Source organism: Kribbella sp. NPDC049174, from assembly GCF_043197365.1.
GTDB lineage: Bacteria > Actinomycetota > Actinomycetes > Propionibacteriales > Kribbellaceae > Kribbella.
Map to the genome: position 1 here is coordinate 190,832 of NZ_JBICSZ010000008.1, position 25,538 is coordinate 216,369.

A 25,538-nucleotide genomic window follows, 5' to 3' on the forward strand; every position below is an offset into this window, starting at 1 on the left:
TCGTTGAAATCCCCGTCGTTCATGGCCGGGGAGGACGTCAATGCCGCAGGCTACCGACTCAGGCAGCGCCAAGCGATCGCGCAATCGCATCCCGTACGTCGGAATCCGTCGGAGCCGGCCCACCACGCTCCGCCGCCAGCTCGGCCAGCGAGACCATCGTGACGTCGTGCAGCCCGCAACTCGTGAACGTGTGAAACACCGACATGTCCGGATCGACGTTCACCGAGAACCCGTGACTGGTCACACCGCGCCGGATCCGCATCCCGATCGAGCACAGCTTGCGGCCGTCCTCGGTCCACACCCCGACCAGACTGCTCGCACCCTTCGGCGTGTCCCGTCGTACCACTGGGAAGCCGAGCGACCCGAGCGCCTCGATCAGCCCGTTCTCCACCCAGCGCACGATGTCCACCGGACCGCGCTGCTTCAGGTCGATGACCAGATAGCCGACCAGCTGTCCCGGCCCGTGGTAGGTCGCGAACCCGCCCCGGTCCACCGCCACCGCCGGTATCTCGGCCGTCTCCGCAGGCAGATCGGCCGGCACCGTCCGCGGCCCGTACGTGATCACCGGCGGATGACTCAGTAAGAACAACCGATCCCCGGCCGCCCCCTCGACCCGCTCCTCGACCCAGCCCCGCATCTCCTTGGCCGCGACCTCGTAGTCGACCTCACCCAACTCCACGCGCTGCATGAGATCAGCGTAGGTCGGTGGGAAACAGCACGAGGGCGGTGACCGGAGTCACCGCCCTCGATTGGTCGGGCTGACAGGATTTGAACCTGCGACCTCTTCGTCCCGAACGAAGCGCGCTACCAAGCTGCGCCACAGCCCGAAGCCGGAGTTAGCTTACATGCGCGTGCGGCTGGGACGAAATCGGGTTAATTCGTGGGACCAGCGTGAGCAATGTGGCCTCGGGCCGGCAGGCGAAACGGACCGGTGCGTACGGCGAGGTGCCGAGCCCGGCGGACACGTGCAGAGCCGCCTGGCGGCCGTTGTGACCCCAGGTGGACATGCCCTTCACCCGGGACGTGTCCAGGTCGCAGTTGGTCACCAGGGCGCCGTACAGGGGCACCGCGAGCTGGCCGCCGTGGGTGTGACCGGCCAGGACCAGCGGGTACCCGTCGCCGACGAAACCGTTCAGGACTCGTTGGTACGGCGCATGCGTCACGCCGATGGACAGGTCGGCCCCGGGGTCCACCTCGCCGGCGACCTCGTAGTACCGGTCGCGCTTGATGTGGGGGTCGTCGGTACCGGCGAAGTCCAGCCGCAGGCCGTTCACCTTCAGTGTCGCCTTCGCGTTGTTGAGGTCGGTCCAGCCGGCGTCGGTGAAGGCGCGGCGCATCTCCTCGTACGGCAGGTCCGGGCCGTGCGGCTTGTGCCGCTGCTTGTGTGCGGGCAGCAGGTACTTGCCCGGGTTCTTGAAGTGCGGCTTCCAGTAGTCGTTGGAGCCGAACACGAACACACCCGGTACGTCGAGCAGGTCGCCGAACGCCCGTAGCAGCGGCTGCACCGACCTCTCGTGCGAGAGGTTGTCACCGGTGTTCACGATCAGGTCGGGCTCGAGCGCGGCCAGGTCGTTGACCCAGCTGATCTTGCGCTCCTGTGTCGGCATCAGGTGCAGGTCGGACAGGTGCAGCACCTTCAGCGGGGTGCTGCCCTCCGGCAGCACCGGGACCGTCACCCGGCGCAGCGTGAACCAGCGCACCTCGATGCCGGCCGCGTACGCGACGCAGGCGGCGCCCACGGCGCCGACGACCGCCGTGGCCTTCAGGGTGGTGGTGGCAAGCCCGCTCAAACTCATTTCACCAGCCTGCCACAATCTCTGGTATGTCCAACTCCGGTATGAAGCAGCGGCTGCACGACGACATGACCGCGGCCCTCAAGGCGCGTGACGAGATCCGCAAATCGACCCTGCGGATGGCGCTCACCGCGGTGACCAAGGCGGAGGTGGCCGGTAAGGAGGCCCGCGAGCTCAGCGACGCCGAGATCGTCGACGTGCTGAGTGCGGAGGCGAAGAAGCGCCGCGAGTCCGTCACCGCGTACCGCGACGCAGGCCGGCCCGAGCTCGCCGACAAGGAACAGGCCGAGGCGGACATCCTGGCCGAGTACCTCCCCGAGCAGCTCTCCGAGGAGGAGATCGTCGCCCTGGTCACCGAGACCATCGCCGCCACCGGCGCCGCCGAGCTCGGCCCCCGCGGCATCGGCAAGGTGATGGGTGCCCTCCAGCCGAAGACCAAGGGCAAGGCCGACGGCGCCGTCGTCTCCGCCGAGGTGAAACGCCAGCTCGGCGCCTGACGAACAAAGGGCCCCACGGATGGGGCCCTTTGGTCTATCTACTTGGTCTATCTACCGCCGCAGTTCGGATACTTCGGGTTCCACGGTGGGCAGTTCGGGTTGATCGTGGTCGGCGGCTTGCCCGGGGGTTTCGTGGTCGTCGCCGGTGGGGTGGTCGAGGTGCTCGGCTGGTTCTTCTGGGTGCCGTTGGAGATGTGGATGGTGACGGTCGAGCCTTCGGGGGCGCCCTCGCGTTGGCGCGGGGTGGTGTAGGCGACCGTGCCGGCGGTCTCCTCGGAGTTCACCGTGCCGGGCGCGATCGCGACCTCGAAACCGGCCTGCCGGATCTTGTTGGCCGCGTCCTCCGGGTTCATACCGTTCACGAACGGCAGATCCTTCACGTCACCGCGGACGGTCTTGTCCGACGGCGCGACGAACTTGGTCGTCGGGTAGTAGGCCAGCGCGCCCTCCATCGCCGTCTGCCACAGCGGACCCGCGGTACCCGAACCGGACGCGTCGGTCATCTTCTTGCCGTCGAGCGTCTGGCCGATCAGGTTGCGGTACGGCAGGGACGCGTCCGCGACGACAGAGGCGGCGGCCAGCTTGCTCGAATAGCCGGCGTACCAGACGGCCTCGTTGTCGGTGATCGTTCCGGTCTTGCCGGCCAGGTCGCTCCTGCCGAACTTCAGCCTCGCACCGGTACCGCCCGGCTCCATCACCTGGTGCAGTACGGCGTTGACGCCGTCGGCAACCTCAGGAGCCAGCGCCTGCTTGCAGTCGGCGCCGGGAGCGTTGATCGCCTTGCCGTTCGGGCCCTTGATCGCGGTGACCAGCCACGGCTTGCAGTACATGCCACGCGCGGCGAAAGCGGCGTACGCGCTCGCCATCTGCACCGGGGTCACGTACCCGACGCCCAGCGTCATGGACACGACCTGATCGAGCGCGCCGCCGGACTGTGCGTCGTACAGGCCCAGGGACGAGGCGATCTTGGCGATCGGGCACAGGCCGACCTGCTGGGAAAGCAGCAGGAAGTAGGTGTTGGTCGACTTCTGCGCCGCCTGGATCATGGTCGGAACGGGCACGTTCTGGGTGGAGTTGCCCGGCGTGTAGCTGGGCGCCGAGGTGGTCCCGCTGCAGGTGCTGAACTTCTTGCCGCTCAGGTCGATCCGGTCCGGCGAGTTGATCTTGTAGTTGAGCGGGAAGCCCTTCTGGATCGCGGCCGCGATCGTGAAGGCCTTCATCGTCGAACCGTTCTGGAAGCCGCCGTACCCGCCGGCGTAGGACTTCTCGACGTTCAGGTTGTACGACGTCTGGCCGCGCTTGTTGCCGTACGTCCGGTTCTGCACCATCGCCTTCACCAGGCCGGTGCCCGGTTCGACGATCGTGATCGCGGCGATCGCCTGGTCGGTCGCCTTCGAGTGCTCGTTGATCGACTTCTGCGCGGCGGCCTGGATCTTCGGGTCGAGCGACGTACGGATGGTGAGACCGGCGGTCTTGAGGTAGTTGCCGGCGTCGGTCTCGTTCTTGCCGAAGGCCTTGTTCTGCTTGAGTTGCGCGACGACGTACTCGCAGTAGAACGGGTACTTCGAGTTGGCGCAGCCGAGCTTGTTCGGGCGGATCTTGGTCAGGTCGATCACCGGCGTCTTGAGCGCGGAGTTCGCCTGGCTGAGCGAGATGACCTTGAGCTCGAGCATCCGGCGGATCACCACGTCGCGGCGGTCCTTGGCGCGCTTCATGTCGTTGGTCGGGTCGTAACCGGTCGGGTTCTTCACCAGGCCGGCCAGCAGCGCCGCCTGCGGCAGGGTCAGCTGGGACGCGTGCACCTGGAAGTAGTGCAGGGAGGCGGCCTCGATACCCCAGGCGCCGTCACCGAAGTTGGCCAGGTTCAGGTACTTCTCGAGGATCTCGTTCTTCGAGTACTCCTTCTCGACCGCGATCGCGTAGCGCAGCTCGGCGACCTTGCGCTGGTACGTCTCGGCCGTCGCGGCCGCGACCTCCTCGGGCGTGTTCGCCTTCTCGACCAGGCTCATCTTCACGTACTGCTGGGTGATGCTCGAACCACCCTGCTGCACGGTGCCCTCGGACTGGTTCCGCAGCAGCGCGCGCAGGGTGCCCTTGAGGTCCAGCGCGCCGTGCTCGTAGAACCGGTCGTCCTCGATCGCGACCATCGCCTTCTGCATGATCGGCGCGACCTGGCTGAGCTTGACCGGCACCCGGTTCTGCTCGGCAAGCGTGGCGATCAGACTGCCGTCGGCGGCCAGGATGGTGCTCTTCTGTTTGAGCGGTACCTCGTCGAACTGCTGCGGCAGGTCCTGCAGGGTCTCTGAAGTCTTCTCGGTGGTGAACCCGGCGAGGCCGGCGAACGGGATGGCAAGACCGGCGGCCAACGCCCCCGACAGCACGCTCACCCCTAGGAACAGAACAACAGATTGGACGACTCCCCGGTCGTCCTTTTCCCTGACGCGCATGGTTATAGAGGGTACGGGATGGCGGTGACAGTCCGAATTCGAAAATGTGAGACACGTCACGTCAACCTGAGCGTGAATCTGCGCGTCAGGAAGGCCTTTTCGGACGCCTCAGCACGCACAGTGCCCGCAGATTTCGTCCAAAAGGAGGAGGGACCGGACCACCCCGTCCAGTGGGTGGTCCGGTCCCTCGATCAGTACGACGTCAGGCGGCGTACTGATGTGCGTCGACCTGGGCCGGTTCCAGCGCCAGGTCGAGGACCTCGCGGACGTCGCTGACCGGGTGAACCGTCAGCTCCGCCAGCACGGACTCCGGCACGTCCTCCAGGTCCGGCTCGTTCCGCTTCGGGATCAGGATCGTGGTCAGCCCGGCCCGGTGGGCGGCAAGCAGTTTCTGCTTCACCCCACCGATCGGGAGGACCCGTCCGGTCAGCGACACCTCACCGGTCATCGCGACCTCCGAGCGGACCGGCCGCCCGGACAGCAGCGACGCCAGCGCGGTCGTCATGGTGACACCCGCCGACGGCCCGTCCTTCGGGACCGCACCGGCCGGAACGTGGATGTGCGCGTTCCGCTCGGCCAGGTCGCCGACCGGCAGCCCCAGCTCCGCGCCGTGCGAGCGCAGGTACGACAGGGCGATCTGCGCCGACTCCTTCATCACGTCACCGAGCTGTCCGGTCAGTGTGACTCCGGTCGGACCGGTCTCCTTGTCGGCCAGCGACGCCTCGACGAAGAGCACGTCACCACCCGCACCGGTCACCGCCAACCCGGTCGCCACACCCGGAAGCGCCGTACGCTCGCCGGACTCCGGTGTGAACTTCGGTGAGCCCAGGTACCCCTTCAGGTCGCCCGAGCCGATCGTCAGCGCACCCAGGTCGTCGCCCAGGGCAAGCTTTGCCGTCACCTTCCGCAGTACGCGGGCGATGGACCGCTCCAGCTGCCGTACGCCGGCCTCACGCGTGTACTCACCGGCGAGCAACCGCAGTGCGGAGTCGTCGACGGTCACCTCATCCGCCGTCAGGCCCGCCCGCTCCAGCTGACGCGGGAGCAGGTGGTCACGGGCGATGACAACCTTCTCGTCCTCGGTGTACCCGTCCAGCTGCACCAGTTCCATCCGGTCCAGCAGTGGCGCCGGGATGGAGTCCAGTACGTTCGCCGTGGCCAGGAAGACCACGTCGGACAGGTCCAGCTCGACCTCCAGGTAGTGGTCCCGGAAGGTGTGGTTCTGAGCCGGGTCGAGCACCTCCAGCAGGGCGGCCGTCGGGTCACCCCGGTAGTCCGCACCCACCTTGTCGATCTCGTCCAGCAGCACCACCGGGTTCATCGACCCGGCCTCGGTGATGGCCCGGACGATCCGGCCCGGCAGCGCGCCGACGTACGTACGCCGGTGACCGCGGATCTCGGCCTCGTCCCGGACACCGCCCAGTGCGACCCGGACGAACTTCCGGCCCATCGCACGGGCGACGGACTCGCCCAGCGAGGTCTTACCCACACCAGGAGGACCGACCAGGGCCAGTACGGCGCCACTGCGGCGTCCACCGACCACACCGAGACCACGGTCCGCGCGGCGACGCCGTACAGCCAGGTACTCGGTGATGCGCTCCTTCACGTCGTCCAGACCGGCGTGGTCCGCGTCCAGCACGGCCCGGGACTCCCGGATGTCGTAGCTGTCCTCGGTCCGCTCGTTCCACGGCATCTCGAGAACGGTGTCCAGCCAGGTCCGGATCCAGCCGACCTCAGGCGACTGCTCCGCGGTCCGCTCCAGCTTGTCGACCTCGGCGAGCGCGGCCTTGCGCACGTGCTCGGGGAGGTCGGCCGCCTCGACGCGGGCCCGGTAGTCCTCTTCCTCGGACTCGGCCTTACCGTCCAGTTCGGCCAGTTCCTTGCGGATCGCGGCCATCTGCTGGCGCAGCAGGAACTCCCGCTGCTGCTTCTCCATGCCCTCCTGGACGTCCTTCTGGATCGTCTCGGACACCTCGAGCTCGGCCAGGTGGTCGCGGACCCAGCCGATCAGCTTCTCCAGCCGCTCGGTCACGTTCGCGTTCTCGACCAGCCAGGACTTCTGCTCGTTGGTCAGGTACGACGCGTAGCCGGCCAGGTCAGCCAGCTCCGCCGGGTCGTCCACCTGCTTCACCGAGTCGATCACCTGATAGGCGCCGCGGCGCTGCAGGACCGACGTCACCAGGGTCTTGTACTCCCGCGCCAGCTCGGCCGAGCGGGCGTCGGTGATCTCGTGCAGTACGGTCGCGCCGACCCAGAGGGCGGCACCCGGACCGGTCGTCCCGGCCCCGATGAGGACCCGCGCCGTACCGCGGATGACGGCTGCCTGGGCTCCGCCCGGCAACCGGCCGATCTGCTCGATCTCACCGAGCGTCCCGGCCTTGGCATATTTCCCGTCCAGCCGCGGTACCAGCAGCACCTGGTCCTGGCCGGAGGCCTGGGCAGCATCGATGGCCGCCCTGGCCTCGCTGTCGGCCAGTCGGACCGGCACGACCATTCCCGGCAGGACGACGATGTCGTCCAGCGGCAGAACAGGAAGATTCAACGTATCGGTCACGCTGTCACACCCTTACGAAAGATTGAGTCTGACAGGCTCAACCGTGGGTGCGACCAGGTCATTCCCGGCGTTCGCTGACGGTGAAACTCTATTGAATGCCACGCCTCCGGCGCGGCGAGTCATGGGGCTGGAACTCCCGGCCTTCCCTCGTCGCTCCAGTCGCTGCGCTCCCTCCACTCCTCAGTCCAGGCCGGGAGGCCCCATGACTAGGCGGTCAGCAGGTCGCCGATCTGGCGTAGACCGGTTAGGTCGTGGATGTCGTCGGCCAGGGCCGGCACCTCGACCGTCGGGATCGCGCGGTGACCGCGCCGGAACCGGTCCGCCCGTTTGTGGTCCCCGACCACCTGCTGCATCTTGTCCGCGTGCAATCGCAGTACGGCGGCCGCTAGCGGGGACTTGTCCGCTTCCTCCAGCCGCTCCGCCGCGGCGAGTGAGCGCTCCGCGGACAGATCCGGCGCGTGGGTGTTCGTGACCCGGTTCAGGACCACGCCGGCCAGCGGCATGCTCTCCTCGCGCAACCGCTCCGCGAAGTACGACGCCTCCCGCAGCGCGTCGTTCTGCGGAGCCGCCACCACCAGGAAGGACGTGTGCGGCTCACGCAACAGCGCCACCGTCTGCTCGGCCCGCTGCCGGAAGCCGCCGAACAACGTGTCGAACGCCGCCACGAACGTCTGTACGTCGGTCAGCACCTGCGCGCCGAGCACCTTGTTCAGCACCGACATCGCCATGTTCACCCCGGCCGACATCAGCCGGAACGGCCCGCGCGCCGGCGCGAGCAGCAACCGCAGGAACCGGCCCTCGAGCAGCGACGCCAGCCGCTCCGGCGCGTCCAGGAAGTCCAGCGCCGACCGCGACGGCGGCGTGTCCACGACGATCAGGTCCCAGTCGCCAGTCCGCTCGGCCTGCTTGTGCAACTGGCCGAGCTTCTCCATCGCCATGTACTCCTGCGTCCCCGCGAACGACGACGACAGCGCCATGTAGAACGGATTCGCCAGGATCTGCTCGGCCTTCTCCGGGGTCGCATGGGCCAGCACGACCTCGTCGAAGGTCCGCTTCATGTCCAGCATCATCGCGTCCAGCCGGCCACCGTTCGCCGTACTCACGTCGGCCACGGCCCGCGGGGTGTTGTCCAACTCGGTCAACCCGAGCGCCTGCGCCAGCCGCCGGGCCGGATCGATCGTCAGTACGACGACCTTCCGCCCCCGCTCCGCCGCCCGCAGCCCCAACGCCGCCGCCGTGGTCGTCTTGCCAACCCCACCCGCACCACAGGTGACAACGATGCGCGTCTCGGGGTCATCGATCAGGGCATCCAGGTCCAATGCGGTCATGGGGCCTCCCGGCCTGGACTGAGGAGCGGAGGGAGCGAAGCGACTGGAGCGACGAGGGAAGGCCGGGAGTCAAAGCCCCGTGACCACGCCGGCGCCGAAGGCCCGGCCAAAAGCACTGTCATGGGCGCAGCTCCTCGGCCAGGTCGAACAAGGCGCCTTGGTCGATTCCCTCTGGCAGCAGCGGCAGCTGGGTCACCTTCTTGCCCAGGGCATCTATGCGGTCACGGTTCTCGCGTTCCAGACCGACGCGGACAGCATGGTCACGGGCCTCCGCGGCCAGGGTGGCGACCAGGTCCTTGGACGCGGTGATGCCGGCCGCCCGCAGGCCCTTGGAGAGCTCGACCGTGGGGAGTTTCTCCTTCACCGCAAGGGCGAGCGCGTCGTCGTCGAGCGGACTGTTGCGGACCATGTTCACCACGATCGACCCGATCCGCAGGTCGAGCGCCTCCATGTGCTCGACCGCGTCGAGGGTCTCCTGGACCGGCATCTCCTCGAGCAGCGTGACCAGGTGGATCCGGGTCACGTCGGAGCGCAGCATGCCCATGATCGCGTCCGCCTGGTTGCGGATCGGCCCGACCTTGGCCAGGTCGGCGACCTCGTGGTTCACGTTCAGGAACGGCGCGATCCGCCCGGTCGGCGGTGCGTCCAGGACGACAGCGTCGTACGCGAGCCGCCCGTGCGCCTTCCGCCGGGTCGCCTCGTAGACCTTGCCGGTCAGCAGTACGTCGCGCAGCCCCGGTGCGATCGTGGTGACGAAGTCGATCGCCCCCACCTTGTCGAGCGCTTTCCCGGCCCGGCCGAGGTGGTAGTACATGTCCAGGTACTCCAGCAGGGCGGCCTCGGCGTCCACGGCCAGCGCGAACACCTCGCCACCGCCCGGACCTTGCGCGATCCGGCGTTCGACGTACGGAAGAGGTGCTACGTCGAACAGCTGGGCGAGCCCTTGTCGGCCCTCGACCTCGACGAGCAGGACACGCTTGCCCTGCTCGGCCAGCGAGAGCGCCATGGCAGCCGCAACAGTCGTCTTCCCGGTGCCACCCTTACCGGTGACCACATGCAGCCTCGCCATACGGTCCAGGGTAGGACGTGGCCCACAGCACACTGGGTCTGACCGGGGCCGGGAAGGTATCCGGACAGCCAGTTAGAGTCCACCTCATGAAGAAGTTCGAGTACTTCACCGCGCCGCTGCTGGTCCACTCGACCAAGGAGATCCTGGACAACTTCGGCCAGGACGGCTGGGAGCTGGTCCAGGTCGTCCCGGGCCTGAACCCCGAGAACCTGGTCGCCTACTTCAAGCGGGAGATCGAAGACAAATGAGCCACCCCGAGGAGAAGCTGGCCGAGCTCGGCCTGAAGCTGCCTGACGTGGCCAAGCCGGTCGCCGCGTACGTGCCGTCGGTACGCACCGGGAACCTGGTCTACACGTCCGGCCAGCTGCCGCTGCGTGACGGCGCCCTGATCGCCACCGGCAAGGTCGGCGACGCCGTCAGCGCCGAGGTCGCGAGCGAGTGCGCCCAGCAGTGCGCGCTGAACGCGCTGGCCGCGGTCAAGGCCGAGATCGGCGACCTGGCGAACGTGAAGCGGATCGTCAAGGCGGTCGCGTTCATCGCCTCCACACCGGACTTCACCGGGCAGCCGCAGGTCGCCAACGGCGCCTCGGAGCTGTTCGGCCAGGTGTTCGGCGAGGCCGGTCAGCACGCCCGCAGCGCGGTCGGCGTCCCGGTCCTGCCGCTCGATGCCCCGGTCGAGGTCGAACTGATCGTCGAGGTCGGCTGACGGCTCGTGCGGGAGCTGAAGTCTGCGCTGTTGTCCGGCCGCATGGCGGAGGCCGCGCTGACCCATGTCCGGGAAGGCCGGACACCGGTCGAGCCGCGGCCCGCGTCGACGGTGATCCTGCTGCGTGACACTGCCGCCGGACCGGAGGTCTACCTCCTCCGGCGGCAGCAGACGATGGCGTTCGCGGCCGGGATGACCGTTTTCCCGGGCGGCCGGGTGGATCCAGGCGACGCGTCGGTCGCCGATTCGTGGGCCGGTCCCTCGGCGGACTGGTTCGCCGAGCGGATGGGGTGCTCGGCCGAATCCGCGGCTGCTTACGTGGCGGCCGCCGTACGGGAGACGTTCGAGGAGTCCGGCGTACTGCTGGCGGGTCCGTCGGCGTCGTCGGTGGTTGGGGACACGACTGGTGACGACTGGGAAGCGGACCGGGTGGCGCTCGAGGCGGGGGAGTTGCGGTTCGCCGACTTCCTGCATCGGCGTGGGCTCGTGGTGCGGGCCGATCTGCTCGGTGCCTGGGCGCACTGGATCACGCCCGAGTTCGAGCCCCGGCGGTACGACACCCGCTTCTTCGTCGCCGCACTTCCGGCCGGTCAGGTCACCCGCGACGTCACGAGCGAGTCCGACCAGGTCGCCTGGATGCGCCCGGCGGACGCCGTCGCCGCTGTCGAGGCAGGTGAGTTGCTGATGCTTCCTCCGACGTACGTCTGCTGCCGCGATCTCACGCCGTACGACGACGTGGCCGCGATCCTCACCGCCGCCGGCGAACGCGAGATCCGCGCGGTCCTCCCGACCGTCCGCGTAGACGGCGACCAGGCCTACCTGGAAACCACATGACCGCTCTGGAGACCAAGTGACCGCCCAGATCGTGACCGACTACGCCACCCGGGTGCTGGCCGACAACCCTGGGCTGATGACCCTGGACGGGACCAACACCTGGATCCTGCGGGCGCCGGGAGCCGGTCGGTCGGTGGTCGTCGACCCCGGTCCGATGCTCGAGGACCACCTCCGCGCCGTCCTGGACACGGCCGGCGAGGTGGCCGTCGTCCTGCTGACGCACAAACACCCGGACCACTCCGAAGGCGCCGCCTGGTTCGCGAACCAGGCGGGTTGCGGGGTCCGAGCCGTGGACCCGGCGTTCAGGCTCCCCACCGACCACGCCCACGGCCTCTCCGAGGGCGACGTCATCACCGCCGACGGCCTCCGCGTCGAGGTCCTCCCGACCCCCGGCCACACGATGGACTCAGTCTGCTTCTGGCTCCCGCAGGACGGCTCACTCCTCACCGGCGACACCGTCCTGGGCCGCGGCACCTCCGTCGTAGCCCACCCGGACGGCGCCCTCGGCCCCTACCTCGACTCCCTGGACCGCCTGCTCGCGTTCGCCAACTCCGCCGCCGGTGTAAACCGCCTACTCCCCGGCCACGGCTCGGTCATCGAGGACCCCACCGACGTCCTCACCTTCTACATCACCCACCGCCGCGAACGCCTGGACCAGGTCCGCGCCGCCGTCGCGGCAGGCCACACCACCCCGGAAGCCGTCGTCGAACACGTCTACGCCGACGTCGACCGCAGCCTGTGGCCCGCAGCCGAGCGCTCAGTCCGCGCCCAGCTGGACTACCTCGACTCCTAGCGGGCGCGGCGCTGCAGCCGGTCGACGTCCAGGAGTACGACGGAACGCGGCTCCAGGCGGACCCAGCCTCGGGAGGCGAAGTCGGCGAGGGCCTTGTTGACGGTTTCGCGGGAGGCGCCGACGAGTTGGGCCAGCTCCTCCTGGGTCAGGTCATGGTGGACGTGGACGCCGTCGTCGGCGGTGCGGCCGAAGCGGCTGGCCAGGTCGAGCAGGGCCTTGGCGACCCGGCCCGGTACGTCGGAGAAGACCAGGTCGGCCACCACGTCGGAGACCTTGCGGAGCCGGGAGGCGAGCTGGAGCAGCAGGCCGCGGGCCACCTCGGGACGGCCGGCCAGCCAGCGGAGCAGCTCGTCGTGGGTCAGCGACATCATCGAGGCGTCGGTGACCGCGGTGACGGTCGCGGACCGCGGTCCCGGGTCGAACAGCGACAGCTCGCCGAACATCTGGCCCGGGCCGAGGACGGCGATCAGGTTCTCCCGGCCGTCGGCGGAGGTGCGGCCCAGCTTGACCTTGCCCTCGACCACGACGAACAGCCGGTCACCGGAGTCGCCCTCGTGGAACAGGACCTGGCCGCGGCGCAGCCGGTTCTCGGTCATCGACGCGGCGAGCGCGTCGGCCGCCTCGTCGTCGAGCTGACTGAACAGCGGTGCCTGTCGGAGCACTGCGGCATCCACTTGGGCCTCCTAGGACCTTCGACCACGACTTACGGGCGGGGTCCGGCCTCGCCCGGCACCGGGCCGTTACCACCCGGTTGCCCCAAAACCGTAGCCCCTCGGGTGTCGGCACCGCCACGTAGGCTTGCCTCCATGCCATTCCAGCGTGTCGCGGAGCCGCCTCTGAAGCTGCCCCGCAAGGCCCCGGTCTATACCGACGAGACTCCCGCTCAGCTGGTCCGCCGGGCCCGCAAGATGCACCGGGTGCTCACCGAGACCTATCCGGACGCTCACTGCGAGCTGGACTTCACCAACCCGCTCGAGTTGCTGGTGGCCACCATCCTGTCGGCCCAGACCACCGACGTGACGGTGAACAGGGTGACCCCGACCCTGTTCGCCAAGTACCCGACGGCCCTGGCTTACGCGGAGGCCGACCGGGACGAGATGGAGGCCATCCTCAAGCCGACCGGCTTCTTCCGGGCCAAGACCAACAGTGTGATCAAACTCGGCCAGGCCCTGGTCGACGAGTACGACGGGGTCGTCCCGGGCAAGCTCGAGGAGCTGGTGAAGCTGCCCGGCACCGGCCGCAAGACGGCCAACGTGGTGCTCGGCAACGCCTTCGGTGTCCCCGGGATCACCGTCGACACGCACTTCGGCCGGCTGGTCCGCCGGTTCGGGTGGACCACCGAGGAGGACCCGGTCAAGGTCGAGCACATCATCGGTGCCCTGTTCCCGAAGAAGGACTGGACGATGCTGTCGCACCGGCTGATCTTCCACGGCCGTCGCCGCTGTCACGCCAAGAAGCCCGCCTGCGGCGCCTGCCCGGTGGCCCAGTGGTGCCCGTCGTACGGCGCCGGCCCGACCGACCCCGAGGTCGCCGCGAAGCTGGTGAAGGTCCCGGCGTGAACCACAAGCTCGGATCCCGTACGACGCTGTGCCTGATCGCCGGTCTGGTCGCCCTGACCGGCGTGGCCGCGTGCGGACCCGAGCAGGCCGGATCCGAGCAGGCCGACGGCTCCCAGCCGAAGGCCTCGAGCAAGGCGGTTCCCGGCGCGGACCAGGTGGCCGCCTGCCCGTCGACGCCCTCGAAGCCTCCGGTCAGTAACGCTCTCCCAGACGTCACCCTCCCGTGTCTCGGCGACGGCCCGGACGTCCGGCTCGCCGACCTGCGTGGTCCGCTGGTCGTGAACGTCTGGGCCCAGTGGTGCGGTCCGTGTCGCGACGAAGCGCCGTACCTGGCCGAGCTGGCGAAAACCGGCAAGGTGCAGATGCTCGGGATCGACTACGCGGACCCGCGGCCTGAGCTCGCGGTGAAGTTCGCGACCGACGAAGGGCTGGCCTATCCGCATCTGGTCGACGCGGACAAGACGATCCAGCGGCCGCTGAAGGTCGCCGGCCCGCCGTTGACCGCGTTCATCGACAAGGACGGCGCGGTGGTCTACGTGCACCGTGGCGTCCTCACCTCGCAGCAGCAGCTCGACCAGTTGGTGCGGGACAAACTGGGAGTGACGCTCTGATGTTGGACGGTGTGGAGATCCCGGAGTGGCTGAAGCCGTTGGCGAAGGCGTCCGAGGAAGTGGACCCGAGCCAGTTGTCCAGGTTTCTGCCGCCCGACGATCCGTCCGTGCGCAAGTCCGCCGTACTGATCTTGCTTGCTGATGGCAACGACGGGCCGGAGGTGCTGCTCACCGAGCGGGCCTGGACGTTACGTCGGCATGCCGGCCAGATGGCGTTCCCCGGCGGCGGTGTCGATCCGGAGGACGGGACCGGCGACCCGGGGCTGGTGCGGACCGCGCTGCGGGAGGCCGAGGAGGAGACCGGGGTCGATCCGGCCGGGATCGTGCCGTTCGCGGTCTGGCCGGCCTTGTGGGTGCCGGTGAGCAACTTCGGCGTGTCGCCGGTGCTGGCGTGGTGGCGGGAGCCGTCGCCGGTGGCCGTGGTCGACCCGGCCGAGGTCGCGTCGGTGCACACCGTGTCGGTGCACGCGCTGGCGGACCCGGCGAACCGGATCAGCTGTCAGCACCCGTCCGGGTTCACCGGGCCGGCGTTCACCATCGGCGAGCTCTACATCTGGGGATTCACCGCCGGACTGCTGGACAAATTGCTGGTTCTGGGTGGATGGTCGCGCGACTGGGACCCCTCGGTCGTCGTACCGTTGCCCGACCGACTGGTCGAGGCGGCCTGGCGGAGCGAGGGACGGCGGCCGGAGGACGTGCGGCGGCTGACCGCCATCGAGCACGACCTCGGCCAGGCGCAAGGGGTCCAGTCGGAAGGTGTGGAGTGAGCAAGCTCGACTACGCGCTGCTAATCATCACCGGGCTGGTGGCGATCTCGGGGTACATCGAGGGTTTCGTGCTGGGCGCGTGCGCCACTCTCGGCCTGCTCGGCGGTGCCGCGGTCGGCGTCTGGGTCGTGCCGCGGGTGCTGGACAACTTCTCGCCGAGCGTGTCGGTGTCGTTCGCGGCGCTGGTGCTGGTGGTCATCCTGGCCTCGATCGGCCGGACGATAGGTGCCGTCCTCGGGTCCAGACTCAGAAACAAGATCTCCTGGACCCCGGTGAAGGCCGTCGACGCGCTCGGCGGTGCCGCGCTGGCCGCGGTGTCGGTGCTGATCGTGTCCTGGGTGCTCGGTGTCGCGGTGAGCGGTGCGCGGATCCCGAGCGTGACGTCCGCGGTGCGCGGCTCGCAGGTGCTGGCGAAGGTCGACCAGGTGCTGCCCAACCGGGCCGACCAGGCGCTGCAGGCGTTCAACGACGTGGTGAACACCGACCTGTTCCCACGGTTCCTCGACCCGTTCGTGCCGGAGCGGATCCGCGAGACCCAGCCGCCGGACGGCGAGATCGCCCGGCAGCCGGCGGTCCGGGCGGCGTACAGCCGGATCGCCAAGATCACCGGCGTGGCCAACTGCTCGCGCGGTCTCGAGGGCAGCGGATTCGTCTACGCGCCGCAGCGGGTGATGACGAACGCGCACGTGGTCGCCGGTGTCGGCTCACCGCAGGTCGAGGTCAACGGGCAGTCGTACGAGGCGAACGTGGTGGTGTTCGACCCCGAGGTCGACATCGCGGTGCTGTATGTCCCCAAGCTGACCATCAACCCGCTGAGCTTCGACTTCACCGGCAAGGCGGACGACCCGGCCGTCGTCCTCGGCTACCCGGAGAACGGCCCGTTCGACTCCGAGCCGGCCCGGATCCGGTCCGAGGAGCGGCTCCGCGGCCCGGACATCTACGGCGACCGGACGGTCACCCGGGAGGCCTTCTCGATCTGGGCCTCGGTCCGCCCCGGCAACTCCGGCGGCCCGCTGCTGTCCACCAAGGGCACCGTGTACGGCGTGGTGTTCGCCGCCTCGGTCGAGGACAACCGCACCGGTTACGTGCTCACCGCCGAGCAGGTCTCCGACGACGCCAGGGAAGGCGCAACGGCCACCCAGGAAGTTTCCACCCAAACCTGCACCTGATGCAGCAGAACTCGGGGCCCGTCGCGTTGTAATGGGTGTGACGGTCACGACGGGTGGGACGGGGCGGACCTTGTCGTTCGACGAACTGGTGGTGTCGACCGAGCGACGGCTGCTGCGGCTCGGCCTGATGCTGACCGGCGGGGTGCACAGCGCGGAGGACCTGGTCCAGACGGTGTTCGCCCGGGCGCACCGCAAGTGGGACCGGATCAAGGCCCTGGACAACCCCGAGGCCTACCTGCGGACGATGGTGCTCAACGAGTTCCTCAGCTGGCGCCGCCTGCTCAAGAACGGGGAGGTGCCGGTCGCCGAGACGGGCGACCGCCCGTCCGCCGAGGACATCGGTGCCCGGCAGGCGCAACGGGACGCGACCTGGCGACTACTGGCGGGGTTGCCGCGCCAGCAACGCGCCGTACTGGTACTGCGGTACTACGAAGACCTGCCCGACGACGAGATCGCCGCCGTACTGGGGTGCGCGCCGGCCACGGTCAGGTCCAATGCCGCCCGCGGGCTGGCGACACTACGGAACCGTCTGCCCGCCGAGGAGGAGCGCTGAGATGGCCAAGCTGACAGACGAGGAGCTCGAGCGGCTGCTCCGCGAAACCTTTGCGGACAAGGAGGAACTGCTCGATAGCTTGCCGCAGGCAACCAAGCGCTGGCGCCCGGTCGCGCCGCTTCTGCTGGCGGCCGCGGCCGTCCTGGTCGTCCTCGGCAGCATCCTGTACGGCGTGAACCGCGGCGGCGACCTGGATCCGGTACCCCCTGTCGCGACGGCCTCGACGTCGGACGACGCCGACATCTGGGCCGCCGCCATCGCGACGATCGCGCAACGGCCCGACCAGGCGGCCCACCTGCAATCAGTGCAGACGGTGCTCCTCTCGGAAACGACGGCGACCGTCACCGGGGCGGAGCGCGCGAACAAGGTTCGGGCGTTCTCCGCCGCGGAGAAGGACCGGATCGCGGACCTGGTCGGCAAGTCCACTCACCTCCAAGTCAGGTGGAGCGAAGGGGGTTTTCACCCTCGCGACGCGCGGTGCGTTCAGACGCTCGCGAGCGTGTCGGTGGGCACGGTGGTCGACAAAGGCGACCACAGGGAGGTTCGTACGAGCATCGCGTACGACTGTGGTTACCAGTACTTCGCGACCTACCGCGTCGAGAAGCGGGACGGCATCTGGTCCGTGACCGGAATCGTGGGTGTTCCACGGGGCGTCGTCCCGGCCAGCTGTCCTATGAGCGGAAGGACGCCAGCCAGTCCACAAGCAGGGTGTTGAACAGGTCGGGGACCTCTTCGTGGGGGAAGTGGCCGGCCGGGGTGAGAAGTTCGTGGCGGAGTGGTGCCGTGACCAGGTGCGGAGGGGTGACCGCGGTCGGCGACACCGCCGGGTCCTGGGCTCCGTGGATCTGCAGCACGGGTACGGCGACCGGAGTACGCATCCTGGCCGAGTACTTGCGCCCGTCAGGGCGTAGCCGGGAGCGGGCGAACCAACGGTGGTACTCGAGGGCACAGTGCGGAGCCGGCCAGACCTGCAGCGCGGCCCGGTAGCGCCGGGACGACTCGGCGTCGGGGAAGGTGCCGCCGGGCGCGGACCAGGCTCGAAGCAGCTGCTCGATGTGGATGCCGTCGTGCGCGAGCAGGCGACGCTCCGGGAGGATCGGCAGCTGGAACCAGGCCGTGTGGGTCAGCGCCTTCCGCTGACCGGACCGGGCCAGCAGCAACGGGTGCGGCGCGGAGACGACTGCCAGCCCGCGGATCTGTCGTGGTGTGAGTACGGCGGCCGACCAGCCGATGAAGCCACCCCAGCCGTGCCCGACGACCACCGCATCGGTGGCGCCGAGGGACCGGATCACGCCGGAGACGTCGGCAGCGGCGGTGGAGGGGTCGTAACCACGTGGGGTCTTGTCGCTGGCGCCGTACCCGCGCAGGTCCATCGCGACGGCGCGGTAGCCGGCCGCGGCGACGACCGGAAGCTGGTGGCGCCAGGCCCACCAGAACTCGGGGAAGCCGTGCAGGAAGAGCACCAGCGGACCGTCCGCCGGCCCGCACTCCGCGATATGGAACCGTGCCCCGTTGGCCGCCACCAGCGAGTGCGACCAGGGGCCGTCGACCAGCAGGTCGACGACACCCGCCGGGCTCAGCGCCGCACGCCCGATTCGGTCTCTTCGGCGTCCTTGCCGATCGCCTTGAGCACCTCGACCGACTCCTTCGACGTCTCGATCGCGCGCTGCGGGCCCTTCGCACTGCCGAGTGCCCGCTTGCCGAGCAGCACCAGCACCGCGCCGATCAACAGGTAGAACACAGCAACGATCAGGAACGCCAGCGCCGGGTGCAACCCGAGTGCGGTGAGCCCGTACGCCGCCGCGATGGACAGCAGGATGATCGCCAGCAGCGCCAGGAAGGCAGCAGCGCCGAACATGCCGGCGCCGGTCCCGGCCGCCACCGCGGTCTTCTTCAGTTCGGTCTTCGCCAGCTCGAGCTCGCTGCGGACCAGGTTGGACAGATCCTTGCTGGCGTTCGCGACGAGTTGCCCGACCGTGGGCTCACTCCCGTTCGGCCCCATCGACATGGCACTCCTTCCACGCGCTCCGAACCCCGACACTACCGCCGACTCCACCCAACTACGGGTACCCCGGCGCGAGAAGGTCAGTCGGCGTACTCGCGATTGCGCCGGGACAGCAACAGTGCCGCGATCAGAGCGGCCAGCAAGGACGCGACCAGTACGGCGGCCTTGGCCCGCTCGACCTGGGCGACATCGTCCTCGAAGGCCAGCTGGGCGATCAGCAGCGCGACCGTGAACCCGATCCCGGCCAGCACCGACACCGCACCCACGTCCCGCCAGGCCAAGTCGGAATTCAGCTCGGCTCGGGTGAACCGCGCGGTCAGCCACGAGCCGCCGAACACCCCGATCATCTTGCCGAACAGCAACCCGGCGACGATCCCGATCGCGACCGGGTCGGTCAGCATTTCCCGCATCGCTCCACCGCTCAACGTCACGCCGGCAGCGAACAACGCGAACAGCGGTACGGCGACGCCCGCGGACCACGGCCGGAGCCGGTGCTCGATCCGCTCGGCCGGTGCGTGCTCCTCACCCGGATCCGCCAGCACCCGGGTGACCAGTCCGAGCGCGACCCCGGCGATGGTGGCGTGGATCCCTGACTCCTGCATGCACCACCAGGCGCCGATCGCGACCGGAACGTACAGGAACGGCGTCCGGATCCGGCGTCGCTGCAGCAGGTACCAGACCGCGATGAGCGTGACCGCGCCCAGCAGCCAGAGCGGATGGAACCCGTGCGAGAAGAACACGGCGATCACCAGGATCGCGCCGAAGTCGTCGACCACCGCCAGCGTGAGCAGGAAGGCCCGCAGTGCGCTCGGCAGCGACGAGCCGACGATCGCCAGTACGGCAAGGGCGAACGCGATGTCCGTTGCCGTCGGCACCGCCCAGCCGTGCGGCCGCCCGTTGTCGGCGGCAAGGTTCACGATCAGGTAGATGATTGCCGGTAGCACCATTCCGGCCAGAGCAGCGACCACCGGGACAACGGCTTCGCTGAGCCGCGACAGCGTGCCTACCACGAACTCGCGCTTCAACTCGACGCCGGCCAGGTAGAAGAACAGCGTGAGTGCGCCGTCGGAGGCCCACGCCTCGACGGTCAGCGGTCCGAGGTTGGTGTCGCGCACCTGGTGATAGGCGTCCTGCCAGGGCGAGTTGGCCCAGACCAGCGCGACCACCGCGGCCGCGAGCAGCAGCAGACCGCCGGTCGTCTCGGCCCGCAGCGTGTCGGCGAGCACCGCCCGCTCCCGGCCCAGAATGCGCGGGAACGCACGCTTCTTCTGCCGGATCCGCGGCGGCTGGCTCATCGTCGGCCCTTCGGTCGGGGTCGTTGATAACACTGCCGACCAGGCTTCCCGGCACACCTACGCCACCCGTCGGGCGGCGATTCCCACTCGCCGATTCTAACGGCTGCCGCGTCCGGAGCCAGTCGTCGAGCCCGGTCGATCAGCAGTGCCGCTCCGAGCCGGTGAATCTGTTGTCCGGCCGCTTCCACTCTCCGCTCAGTGCGCTGTCCCTCACGAACTGTGCAGGGCTCATAGCGTTGGAACTACCCCACGCCGGAATCGCCCAGTCCGCCCCGTCACTGGCCGTGAACCGGGAGCGGACGTTACAGTCTGGCTGACAAGGTCGTCCGCGACAGCGATGTCGCGGACAGCCGGCACAACCGAACGATCAGGAGCACGCCCCGGCTCGCGTCCCCCGGCAACCGGTTTGCCGGGCACATTCCCAGGGATACTGACCTCATGGCCCGCCCAAGGAACAACCCCGGCGACCTCGCCGAACTCCCCACGGAGCTTCGGACCGATCGGCCGAAGGGTGACCAGATCCGCGAGATTCTGGAGAAGCTCACCCGTTCGCTGGCCGTCGGTACCGTGCTGCCGTCCGAGCGTGTCCTCGCCGAGCGCTTCGGCGTGGCCCGGATGACGGTGCGGCAGGAGGTGGACCGCGTGGTGGCCGAGGGTCTGGCCGCCCGGCGCCCCGGCGGCGGCACCTTCGTGGCCGAGCCGCGCCCGTCCCGGATGCTCGCCTCGTCGTTCAGCCAGGACATGATCAACCGCGGCATCAAACCCGGCGCCAAGGTGCTCGAGCACCGGGTCGGCACCGCCGACGAGGTCCTGGCCCGCGAGCTCGAGGAGCCGGTCGGCACCCCGGTCCTGCACCTGACCCGCCTGCGCACCGCCGACGGCGAGCCGATGGCGGTCGAGCGCACCGCGCTGTCCCTGCACCGGTACCCCGGCCTCGAGGACATCGACTTCGCCGAGACCTCCCTGTACCGCGAACTGTCGTCCCGCTGGGGTGTCACCCTGGGCATGGTGTCCGCCTCGATCGTCGCGGCCCCACCGGACCCGGTCGACGCCGAACTGCTCGAGATCGACTCGGCCACGCCGTGCCTGATCATCACCTCAGCCCCCCGGACCGCCTCCGACGAAGTCATCGAGTTCGGCCGCTCGGTCTACCGCTCCGACCGCTACGACATCACGGTCGCCTACCGCGCCACCTAGTCCCTCCCACGCGTGCTGCGCAGCCGCTCCTTCGTCGCGTCGGCTACGCGCGCTCCCGCCCGCCCCCCGGCTCGTCGCCGATGTGTTCTTGGCCGGCTTCCGCCGGCGGACGGGCTTGTCGCCCGGTTTGCGGGGCCATCGCCCGCTGTCCTGGCTTGCCGCCAGATCTTGCGGGGCTGACGCCCGCGGTCTGCGGGGCTGCCGCACCGCTGCTGGGTGCTCCTAATCGCCGCATTCGCTGAGGCTGATGTGATCCGCATACCGACTGTTCATCGTGCCGGCCCACTTGGCTCGACTACTCTCGGCGCCACTGACGTGCACTCTGCGATCCGGGCACACGCCAACCGAGTCGTCACACGGGAGACGCCAACGCATGAACACGCCGCCATCGCCACCTGGAGCCGAGCAGGCTGATGAGTCAGCCGTCCAGATCGGCGCTCTCGTTCCGCTGACTCGGCCCGGCTGGGTCGCGGCAGGCCAACACCTGCTCGCTGGACTCGAATTGGCCGTTCGCGACGTCAATGACGCCGGCGGGATCGTGGGAAGACCGCTCGAGCTGGTGGTCCGAGACACCGCTGCTGATGCACAAAGAGCCGCGGCGGCTGTCGATGAATTGGCCGGCATGGGCGTGGCTGCCCTGGCGGGCGAGTATCACAGCGTCGTCGCCCGCGCCGCTGCCGCCAGGGCCGACGCCCTCGGCCTGCCGTTCCTCTGCTCGTCGGCGGTCCTCGACGCGCTCACCGAACAGCCAACGGAATGGGTCGCGCGCCTCGCCCCGGCGCAGTCCCACGGCTGGCGGATCTACGCAGACTTCCTCCTCAGCGCGGGCCACAGTCGAATCGCCGTAGCAGCCCAGCCGAGTGTCTACTGGGCATCTGGGACCCGCATCCTGCGGGACTACCTCGCTCCCCGCGGCGGGACCGTCATCGAACTCGACATGAGTGCGCTCACCCCCGCGGCGGTGTGCGACGAACTCGTCGCCAATCGCGCCACGGCCCTCCTTCTTCTGGTCGGCCAGCCGGAGCCGGCAGTGTCGATCGTCAAGTCTGTCCGCGGCGACCAGCGCCTCGCCGAGATCATGATCGGTGCTCCGGCCGGGCAACCGGAGTTCGCCGAGTGGGCGACGTTGCTGGGCGACGACGGCGCCGCGATCCCGTTCCTGCGCTACCTGCCCGAGAGCCTCAGCCCACTGGGTGAACGAGTCGAGAAGGCCCTCCGGGAGCGGCTGGATGAAGCGCCGTCCTTCGTCGCCTTCGAGGGGTACGACACAATCGCGGTCCTCGCGGATGTGCTGCGTTCTCATGGGGTGGATCGGGCGCGCGTTGCCAAAGCCTGGCCGCGCGTTGCCGTCGACGGCACTCGCGGGCAGGTCCGGTTCTCCCGCACGCCAGGCATCAGCGTTTGGCAGTGGGCTTGGACGTCAGTCCAGGTCGTCGATCGAGATCCGGCGGAACCCGATCGATACCGGGTTCTCCACACCGGATGAGAGCACGGGCCGCGGACCATGTGGTTTGCGCCCGTCGGCATGAGACGAGTCGCCTCCCGGTCCAGACCCGCCTGGCAGTCGACGCGCGCGACGCAGGAGCGAGCACGCAGGCCGCGGGCGTCAGCCCGCAAGACCGGCGGCAAGCCACGGACGATGCGGGTGATAGCCCCGCAACCGGGCGATAAGCCCGTCCGCCGGTGGGAGCCGGTCAAGAACACACCGGCGATCAGCCGGGGGGCGGGCGGGAGCGCGCGTAGTGGGCGCGACGAAGGATTGCCTGCGTAGCACGCGTGGGTCTACACGTTCAGGCTGCGTAGCACGTTTGGGGTCTCGCCGCGGGCGGCCAGCCGACTCACGATCTCCACCGTCAACGCCTGAACCAGCATCGCCCCCACCAGCGTCGACGTCGCGCCCGTCCGCTCCGGGCTCCCCTCGACCTCGATCAACGCGTCACCTGGCTCGCCGCAGTTGTCGAGCACCACATCCGCGACCTCGAACAGCCGCTGACCACCCGGAGCTCGCGAGCTCACCGCCGTACTGTGCGCCAGAGAAGTCAGCGCGATCACCTTCGCGCCCTTGGCCTGGGCCCCGATCGCAAACTCCACCGGTACGGCGTTCCGGCCTGAGTTCGACACGATCAGTACGACGTCGCCCGGGCCGATGTCGTGGGTCTGGAGCAGTACGTCGGCCAGCCCGCTCAACCGCTCCAGCAGCGAGCTCTTCAGCAATCCCTCGTGCAGCATCAGCCCGGGCTCGAGCACGGCCCGCACGTCGGCCAGCCCGCCGGCGCGCCCGTACAGCTCCTCCGCGATGACGTGGCTGTGCCCGGTCCCGAACACCCAGAACACCTTGGCGTCCAGCACCAACTCGGCCGCTCGCGCGATCGCGTCCCCCTGCGTCTCCGCGGCCCGCGCCGCCACCTCCAACGCCCGCCGCATGAACTCCTCAGCCCCAGCCATGGGCCCGAACCTACCGGCACCGACGGCGGGACCCCCAGAAATCCGACTAGACCACTCCGACGGCTTGTCGATGGTGAGCCGCACGGTCGTACTCGTCCAGCAGCGCGATGGCGAAGTCGGCGTACGACGTCAGGGCGGTCGGGTCACCGGGACCGAGGCGGTAGCTGCCGGTGCGGGTCGGGTCGGCGTGATTGAAGTCGCCGGCGGGAGCGAGGGAGACCCAGTCGAGCGACGAGGCGGCGAAGGTGTCGAGCGCGGCCTGATGGGCCAGGAAGAAGGATCGGTACTCCTGGGGATAACCAGGGGAGTCCATCAGCGGAGTGCCATCGGAGCCGGGGAGGTTGGATGCGAGACCGACCCAGATCAGGCGGGTCTCGCGCAGACCGTCGACCAGGGCCCGCGCGGCCTTCGGAAAGAACTCGGTCGGGTCGGTTCCGCCGTCGTACACGGCTGCGATGACCGCGTCGTGCCCGGCAGCGAGCTCGGCGATCCGCGCCGCGTCCGTCACGTCCCCCGCGACCAGACCACCCGGCGAGCCGTCCGTCGTACCCGCAGCCAGATCGCCCGGCGTACGCGCGACCAGACCACCCGGCGAGCCGTCCGTCGTACGCGCGACCGGTGTCACCTCATGACCGCGCCTGCGCGCCTCCTCGACGGCGGCCCGGCCGGCCCGTCCACGGGCGCCGACGACCAGAATCTTGCCCATCACAACCTCCTCAGGTTCGCTGATGCGGCGACCGTAGAAGGCGACGTAGTTACCGATTGGGTACCGTGAACGCCGTGGAGGCACTGCGGGAGGACATGTTCGAGGAGATCTGCCCGTCGACGTTGCTGCCGTTCCGGATCGGTGCCGACAAGTGGGCGGCGCTGGTGATCGCGTGCCTGGAGGACGGTCCGCGCCGGTTCTCCGAGCTGCGGGTGCCGTTGGCCCGGGTGTCGCCCAAGGTGCTGACCCAGTCCCTGCGCACGCTGGAGCGCGACGGCTTCGTGCTGCGGACGGTGTACGACGAGCCGGTGCGACGGGTCACGTACGAGCTGACCGACCTCGGCCGCAGCCTGCTCGAACCGATGCGGCTGATGTGCGAATGGGCCGCGGACCACTGGGACGAACTCCTGGATGCCCGCGAATCGTAGGTTCAGCCAACGCTAGACTCGCAGCTGTGGACGAGCAGACGCCGAGTGTGTTGTTGCAGACGCCGAGCTGGTTGCTGACCCAGAGCGCCGCCCACGCAGGGCGGATCATCGGCGAGGCTTTCGCCGCCGGCGGCGCCCGGATGTACCACTTCCGGCTCCTCGCGACCCTGGTCGAGTTCGGACCGGCCAGTCAGGCGGCTCTCGGCCGGCACACCGGCATCGACCGCAGCGATGTGGTTGCCGCCCTCAACGAGCTCGCCGCCGACGGGTACGTCGATCGCACCCCGGACCCGGCCGACGGCCGCCGCAACATCATCACCCTGACCGCGTCAGGCCGCCGCCAGCACAAACGCCTCCTGGCCCTGGTGGAGCAGGCCCAGGACGAGATCTTCGCCCCACTCACTCCCGCCGAGCGGGCCCGCCTGACGACCCTGCTCAGTCGGCTGCTCGCCTATCACCAGACCGGCAGCTGAGCCCGCGCGGCCTTCTGGGTACGACGGACGCGGTACTCGCGGGCGTGGACCCGCCGCCGGGCCGCCCGGGAGATCTTCCGCGGGGCACCTTCGTGCGTCTCGACCTGGTGCTGAGAAGTCTGCATCGCGTTCACACTTCTACCGATGCACGATCGGCCCGATCGGTTCCGTCGTACCGTGAAATCGTGCCGTTCGGCTGAAAATCCGATCGGTTGAGCGCAGATCGGGTGCTGCTGGGCGATACGGCGGTTCCGTGCGGGGGGCCGCATTGGTAGAAAGGGGACCGGGCGCTCCAGCGCGCCGAAGCTA

General features: G+C 69.2%; 28 protein-coding genes and 1 tRNA gene. 15 read left to right on the top strand and 14 right to left on the bottom strand.

Going from position 1 to position 25,538, the window contains the following annotated elements; translation table 11 throughout:
- Positions 1-58: 58 nt before the first annotated feature.
- From lipB to ACGFIF_RS32965, 3 genes are all read right to left on the bottom strand, one after another.
- The gene (gene lipB, locus ACGFIF_RS32955; RefSeq protein WP_393159993.1) at positions 59-688 is read right to left on the bottom strand and encodes a lipoyl(octanoyl) transferase LipB; all 630 of its coding nucleotides are present in this window, start codon (positions 686-688) and stop codon (positions 59-61) included.
- 62 nt (positions 689-750) lie between these two features.
- Positions 751-827, bottom strand: a tRNA-Pro gene (locus tag ACGFIF_RS32960).
- Positions 828-836: 9 nt separating this feature from the next.
- Positions 837-1,796 carry a metallophosphoesterase gene (locus ACGFIF_RS32965; protein ID WP_393159994.1) on the bottom strand — a complete coding sequence of 320 codons (960 nt, stop codon included), beginning with the start codon at positions 1,794-1,796 and terminating at the stop codon, positions 837-839.
- Positions 1,797-1,822: 26 nt separating this feature from the next.
- Here ACGFIF_RS32965 and ACGFIF_RS32970 point away from each other — a divergent pair, with 26 nt between their 5' ends.
- The gene (locus ACGFIF_RS32970; protein ID WP_393159995.1) at positions 1,823-2,290 is read left to right on the top strand and encodes a GatB/YqeY domain-containing protein; all 468 of its coding nucleotides are present in this window, start codon (positions 1,823-1,825) and stop codon (positions 2,288-2,290) included.
- Between the two features lie 47 nt (positions 2,291-2,337).
- Here ACGFIF_RS32970 and ACGFIF_RS32975 read toward each other — a convergent pair whose 3' ends face one another.
- The 4 genes from ACGFIF_RS32975 to ACGFIF_RS32990 all read right to left on the bottom strand — a co-directional run bounded on the left by ACGFIF_RS32975 (position 2,338) and on the right by ACGFIF_RS32990 (position 9,688).
- On the bottom strand, positions 2,338-4,737 hold the full coding sequence (locus tag ACGFIF_RS32975; protein WP_393159996.1) for a penicillin-binding protein: 2,400 nt from the start codon (positions 4,735-4,737) through the stop codon (positions 2,338-2,340).
- Positions 4,738-4,939: 202 nt separating this feature from the next.
- Positions 4,940-7,291 (bottom strand): endopeptidase La, encoded by a 2,352-nt coding sequence (lon, locus tag ACGFIF_RS32980; protein ID WP_393159997.1) that lies wholly within the window; start codon positions 7,289-7,291, stop codon positions 4,940-4,942.
- A gap of 206 nt (positions 7,292-7,497) precedes the next feature.
- Positions 7,498-8,619: an ArsA family ATPase gene (locus ACGFIF_RS32985; protein ID WP_393159998.1), complete on the bottom strand. Its 1,122-nt coding sequence runs from the start codon at positions 8,617-8,619 to the stop codon at positions 7,498-7,500.
- A gap of 118 nt (positions 8,620-8,737) precedes the next feature.
- The gene (locus ACGFIF_RS32990) at positions 8,738-9,688 is read right to left on the bottom strand and encodes an ArsA-related P-loop ATPase (protein WP_393159999.1); all 951 of its coding nucleotides are present in this window, start codon (positions 9,686-9,688) and stop codon (positions 8,738-8,740) included.
- A gap of 86 nt (positions 9,689-9,774) precedes the next feature.
- Between ACGFIF_RS32990 and ACGFIF_RS32995 the strand changes: the two genes are divergently transcribed.
- From ACGFIF_RS32995 to ACGFIF_RS33010, 4 genes are read left to right on the top strand one after another with little or no spacing between them, the layout of a single operon-like run.
- Positions 9,775-9,936, top strand: coding sequence for a DUF4177 domain-containing protein (locus ACGFIF_RS32995; RefSeq protein ID WP_165553378.1), 162 nt, complete (start codon positions 9,775-9,777; stop codon positions 9,934-9,936).
- The gene (locus ACGFIF_RS33000; protein ID WP_393160000.1) at positions 9,933-10,394 is read left to right on the top strand and encodes a RidA family protein; all 462 of its coding nucleotides are present in this window, start codon (positions 9,933-9,935) and stop codon (positions 10,392-10,394) included. Before ACGFIF_RS32995 ends, ACGFIF_RS33000 begins: the two co-directional genes overlap by 4 nt.
- A gap of 6 nt (positions 10,395-10,400) precedes the next feature.
- Positions 10,401-11,228, top strand: coding sequence for an NUDIX hydrolase (locus ACGFIF_RS33005; protein ID WP_393160001.1), 828 nt, complete (start codon positions 10,401-10,403; stop codon positions 11,226-11,228).
- Positions 11,229-11,244: 16 nt separating this feature from the next.
- Positions 11,245-12,021 (top strand): MBL fold metallo-hydrolase, encoded by a 777-nt coding sequence (locus ACGFIF_RS33010; protein ID WP_393160002.1) that lies wholly within the window; start codon positions 11,245-11,247, stop codon positions 12,019-12,021.
- Here ACGFIF_RS33010 and ACGFIF_RS33015 read toward each other — a convergent pair.
- Positions 12,018-12,695, bottom strand: a complete 678-nt coding sequence (locus ACGFIF_RS33015; RefSeq protein WP_360537801.1) for a Crp/Fnr family transcriptional regulator — start codon at positions 12,693-12,695, stop codon at positions 12,018-12,020. The two genes, ACGFIF_RS33010 and ACGFIF_RS33015, sit on opposite strands and share 4 nt — an antisense overlap.
- Positions 12,696-12,827: 132 nt before the next feature.
- Between ACGFIF_RS33015 and nth the strand changes: the two genes are divergently transcribed.
- Genes nth through ACGFIF_RS33045 form a run of 6 tightly spaced genes read left to right on the top strand, consistent with a single transcriptional unit; the run spans position 12,828 to position 17,395 of the window.
- Positions 12,828-13,580: an endonuclease III gene (gene nth / locus ACGFIF_RS33020; protein WP_393160003.1), complete on the top strand. Its 753-nt coding sequence runs from the start codon at positions 12,828-12,830 to the stop codon at positions 13,578-13,580.
- Positions 13,577-14,191 (top strand): TlpA family protein disulfide reductase, encoded by a 615-nt coding sequence (locus ACGFIF_RS33025; RefSeq protein ID WP_393160004.1) that lies wholly within the window; start codon positions 13,577-13,579, stop codon positions 14,189-14,191. The genes nth and ACGFIF_RS33025 overlap by 4 nt, the downstream gene beginning before the upstream one ends.
- On the top strand, positions 14,191-14,958 hold the full coding sequence (locus ACGFIF_RS33030; protein WP_393160005.1) for an NUDIX hydrolase: 768 nt from the start codon (positions 14,191-14,193) through the stop codon (positions 14,956-14,958). The genes ACGFIF_RS33025 and ACGFIF_RS33030 overlap by 1 nt, the downstream gene beginning before the upstream one ends.
- The gene (locus ACGFIF_RS33035; protein WP_393160006.1) at positions 14,955-16,127 is read left to right on the top strand and encodes a MarP family serine protease; all 1,173 of its coding nucleotides are present in this window, start codon (positions 14,955-14,957) and stop codon (positions 16,125-16,127) included. The genes ACGFIF_RS33030 and ACGFIF_RS33035 overlap by 4 nt, the downstream gene beginning before the upstream one ends.
- Positions 16,128-16,158: 31 nt before the next feature.
- Positions 16,159-16,680, top strand: coding sequence for a SigE family RNA polymerase sigma factor (locus ACGFIF_RS33040; protein ID WP_393160007.1), 522 nt, complete (start codon positions 16,159-16,161; stop codon positions 16,678-16,680).
- Between the two features lies 1 nt (position 16,681).
- Positions 16,682-17,395 carry a hypothetical protein gene (locus tag ACGFIF_RS33045; protein WP_393160008.1) on the top strand — a complete coding sequence of 238 codons (714 nt, stop codon included), beginning with the start codon at positions 16,682-16,684 and terminating at the stop codon, positions 17,393-17,395.
- On the opposite strand, the gene ACGFIF_RS33050 is transcribed toward ACGFIF_RS33045, so the two are convergent.
- From ACGFIF_RS33050 to nhaA, 3 genes are all read right to left on the bottom strand, one after another.
- Entirely contained in the window at positions 17,352-18,203 is an 852-nt protein-coding gene (locus ACGFIF_RS33050) for an alpha/beta fold hydrolase (RefSeq protein ID WP_393160009.1), read from the bottom strand. The genes ACGFIF_RS33045 and ACGFIF_RS33050 overlap by 44 nt on opposite strands.
- A gap of 53 nt (positions 18,204-18,256) precedes the next feature.
- Positions 18,257-18,688 (bottom strand): phage holin family protein, encoded by a 432-nt coding sequence (locus ACGFIF_RS33055; protein WP_393160010.1) that lies wholly within the window; start codon positions 18,686-18,688, stop codon positions 18,257-18,259.
- 77 nt (positions 18,689-18,765) lie between these two features.
- Complete coding sequence (gene nhaA / locus ACGFIF_RS33060; protein WP_393160011.1) at positions 18,766-19,980, bottom strand: Na+/H+ antiporter NhaA; 1,215 nt, start codon at positions 19,978-19,980, stop codon at positions 18,766-18,768.
- A gap of 438 nt (positions 19,981-20,418) precedes the next feature.
- Here nhaA and ACGFIF_RS33065 point away from each other — a divergent pair, with 438 nt between their 5' ends.
- Positions 20,419-21,177 (top strand): GntR family transcriptional regulator, encoded by a 759-nt coding sequence (locus tag ACGFIF_RS33065; protein WP_393160012.1) that lies wholly within the window; start codon positions 20,419-20,421, stop codon positions 21,175-21,177.
- A gap of 373 nt (positions 21,178-21,550) precedes the next feature.
- Complete coding sequence (locus ACGFIF_RS33070; protein WP_393160013.1) at positions 21,551-22,663, top strand: ABC transporter substrate-binding protein; 1,113 nt, start codon at positions 21,551-21,553, stop codon at positions 22,661-22,663.
- Between the two features lie 296 nt (positions 22,664-22,959).
- Here the strand turns inward: ACGFIF_RS33070 and ACGFIF_RS33075 are convergent, their stop codons facing one another.
- Both ACGFIF_RS33075 and ACGFIF_RS33080 read right to left on the bottom strand, forming a co-directional pair.
- Positions 22,960-23,622 carry a sugar isomerase domain-containing protein gene (locus tag ACGFIF_RS33075; RefSeq protein ID WP_393160014.1) on the bottom strand — a complete coding sequence of 221 codons (663 nt, stop codon included), beginning with the start codon at positions 23,620-23,622 and terminating at the stop codon, positions 22,960-22,962.
- A gap of 46 nt (positions 23,623-23,668) precedes the next feature.
- Entirely contained in the window at positions 23,669-24,328 is a 660-nt protein-coding gene (locus ACGFIF_RS33080) for an NAD(P)-dependent oxidoreductase (protein ID WP_393160015.1), read from the bottom strand.
- A gap of 74 nt (positions 24,329-24,402) precedes the next feature.
- Between ACGFIF_RS33080 and ACGFIF_RS33085 the strand changes: the two genes are divergently transcribed.
- Together ACGFIF_RS33085 and ACGFIF_RS33090 are read left to right on the top strand one after the other, a co-directional pair.
- A complete protein-coding gene (locus ACGFIF_RS33085; RefSeq protein WP_393160016.1) occupies positions 24,403-24,756 on the top strand; it encodes a winged helix-turn-helix transcriptional regulator in 354 nt (117 codons plus the stop codon).
- A gap of 26 nt (positions 24,757-24,782) precedes the next feature.
- Positions 24,783-25,229, top strand: a complete 447-nt coding sequence (locus ACGFIF_RS33090) for a MarR family winged helix-turn-helix transcriptional regulator (RefSeq protein ID WP_393160017.1) — start codon at positions 24,783-24,785, stop codon at positions 25,227-25,229.
- On the opposite strand, the gene ACGFIF_RS33095 is transcribed toward ACGFIF_RS33090, so the two are convergent.
- Entirely contained in the window at positions 25,211-25,354 is a 144-nt protein-coding gene (locus ACGFIF_RS33095) for a hypothetical protein (RefSeq protein WP_393160018.1), read from the bottom strand. The genes ACGFIF_RS33090 and ACGFIF_RS33095 overlap by 19 nt on opposite strands.
- Between the last annotated feature and the right edge of the window lie 184 nt (positions 25,355-25,538).

Bases quoted from the DNA above. Each gene is read 5' to 3' on its own strand.
- ACGFIF_RS32985 (WP_393159998.1), bottom strand. From the start codon at position 8,619: ATGACCGCATTGGACCTGGATGCCCTGATCGATGACCCCGAGACGCGC.
- nhaA (WP_393160011.1), bottom strand. From the start codon at position 19,980: ATGAGCCAGCCGCCGCGGATCCGGCAGAAGAAGCGTGCGTTCCCGCGC.
- ACGFIF_RS33000 (WP_393160000.1), top strand. From the start codon at position 9,933: ATGAGCCACCCCGAGGAGAAGCTGGCCGAGCTCGGCCTGAAGCTGCCT.
- ACGFIF_RS33075 (WP_393160014.1), bottom strand. From the start codon at position 23,622: ATGGCTGGGGCTGAGGAGTTCATGCGGCGGGCGTTGGAGGTGGCGGCG.
- ACGFIF_RS33065 (WP_393160012.1), top strand. From the start codon at position 20,419: ATGGCCCGCCCAAGGAACAACCCCGGCGACCTCGCCGAACTCCCCACG.
- ACGFIF_RS33030 (WP_393160005.1), top strand. From the start codon at position 14,191: ATGTTGGACGGTGTGGAGATCCCGGAGTGGCTGAAGCCGTTGGCGAAG.
- ACGFIF_RS33095 (WP_393160018.1), bottom strand. From the start codon at position 25,354: ATGCAGACTTCTCAGCACCAGGTCGAGACGCACGAAGGTGCCCCGCGG.
- ACGFIF_RS33080 (WP_393160015.1), bottom strand. From the start codon at position 24,328: ATGGGCAAGATTCTGGTCGTCGGCGCCCGTGGACGGGCCGGCCGGGCC.
- lipB (WP_393159993.1), bottom strand. From the start codon at position 688: ATGCAGCGCGTGGAGTTGGGTGAGGTCGACTACGAGGTCGCGGCCAAG.
- ACGFIF_RS33045 (WP_393160008.1), top strand. From the start codon at position 16,682: ATGGCCAAGCTGACAGACGAGGAGCTCGAGCGGCTGCTCCGCGAAACC.
- ACGFIF_RS33070 (WP_393160013.1), top strand. From the start codon at position 21,551: ATGAACACGCCGCCATCGCCACCTGGAGCCGAGCAGGCTGATGAGTCA.
- ACGFIF_RS32965 (WP_393159994.1), bottom strand. From the start codon at position 1,796: ATGAGTTTGAGCGGGCTTGCCACCACCACCCTGAAGGCCACGGCGGTC.
- ACGFIF_RS33040 (WP_393160007.1), top strand. From the start codon at position 16,159: ATGGGTGTGACGGTCACGACGGGTGGGACGGGGCGGACCTTGTCGTTC.
- ACGFIF_RS32975 (WP_393159996.1), bottom strand. From the start codon at position 4,737: ATGCGCGTCAGGGAAAAGGACGACCGGGGAGTCGTCCAATCTGTTGTT.
- ACGFIF_RS32995 (WP_165553378.1), top strand. From the start codon at position 9,775: ATGAAGAAGTTCGAGTACTTCACCGCGCCGCTGCTGGTCCACTCGACC.
- nth (WP_393160003.1), top strand. From the start codon at position 12,828: ATGCCATTCCAGCGTGTCGCGGAGCCGCCTCTGAAGCTGCCCCGCAAG.
- ACGFIF_RS32990 (WP_393159999.1), bottom strand. From the start codon at position 9,688: ATGGCGAGGCTGCATGTGGTCACCGGTAAGGGTGGCACCGGGAAGACG.
- ACGFIF_RS33055 (WP_393160010.1), bottom strand. From the start codon at position 18,688: ATGTCGATGGGGCCGAACGGGAGTGAGCCCACGGTCGGGCAACTCGTC.
- ACGFIF_RS32970 (WP_393159995.1), top strand. From the start codon at position 1,823: ATGTCCAACTCCGGTATGAAGCAGCGGCTGCACGACGACATGACCGCG.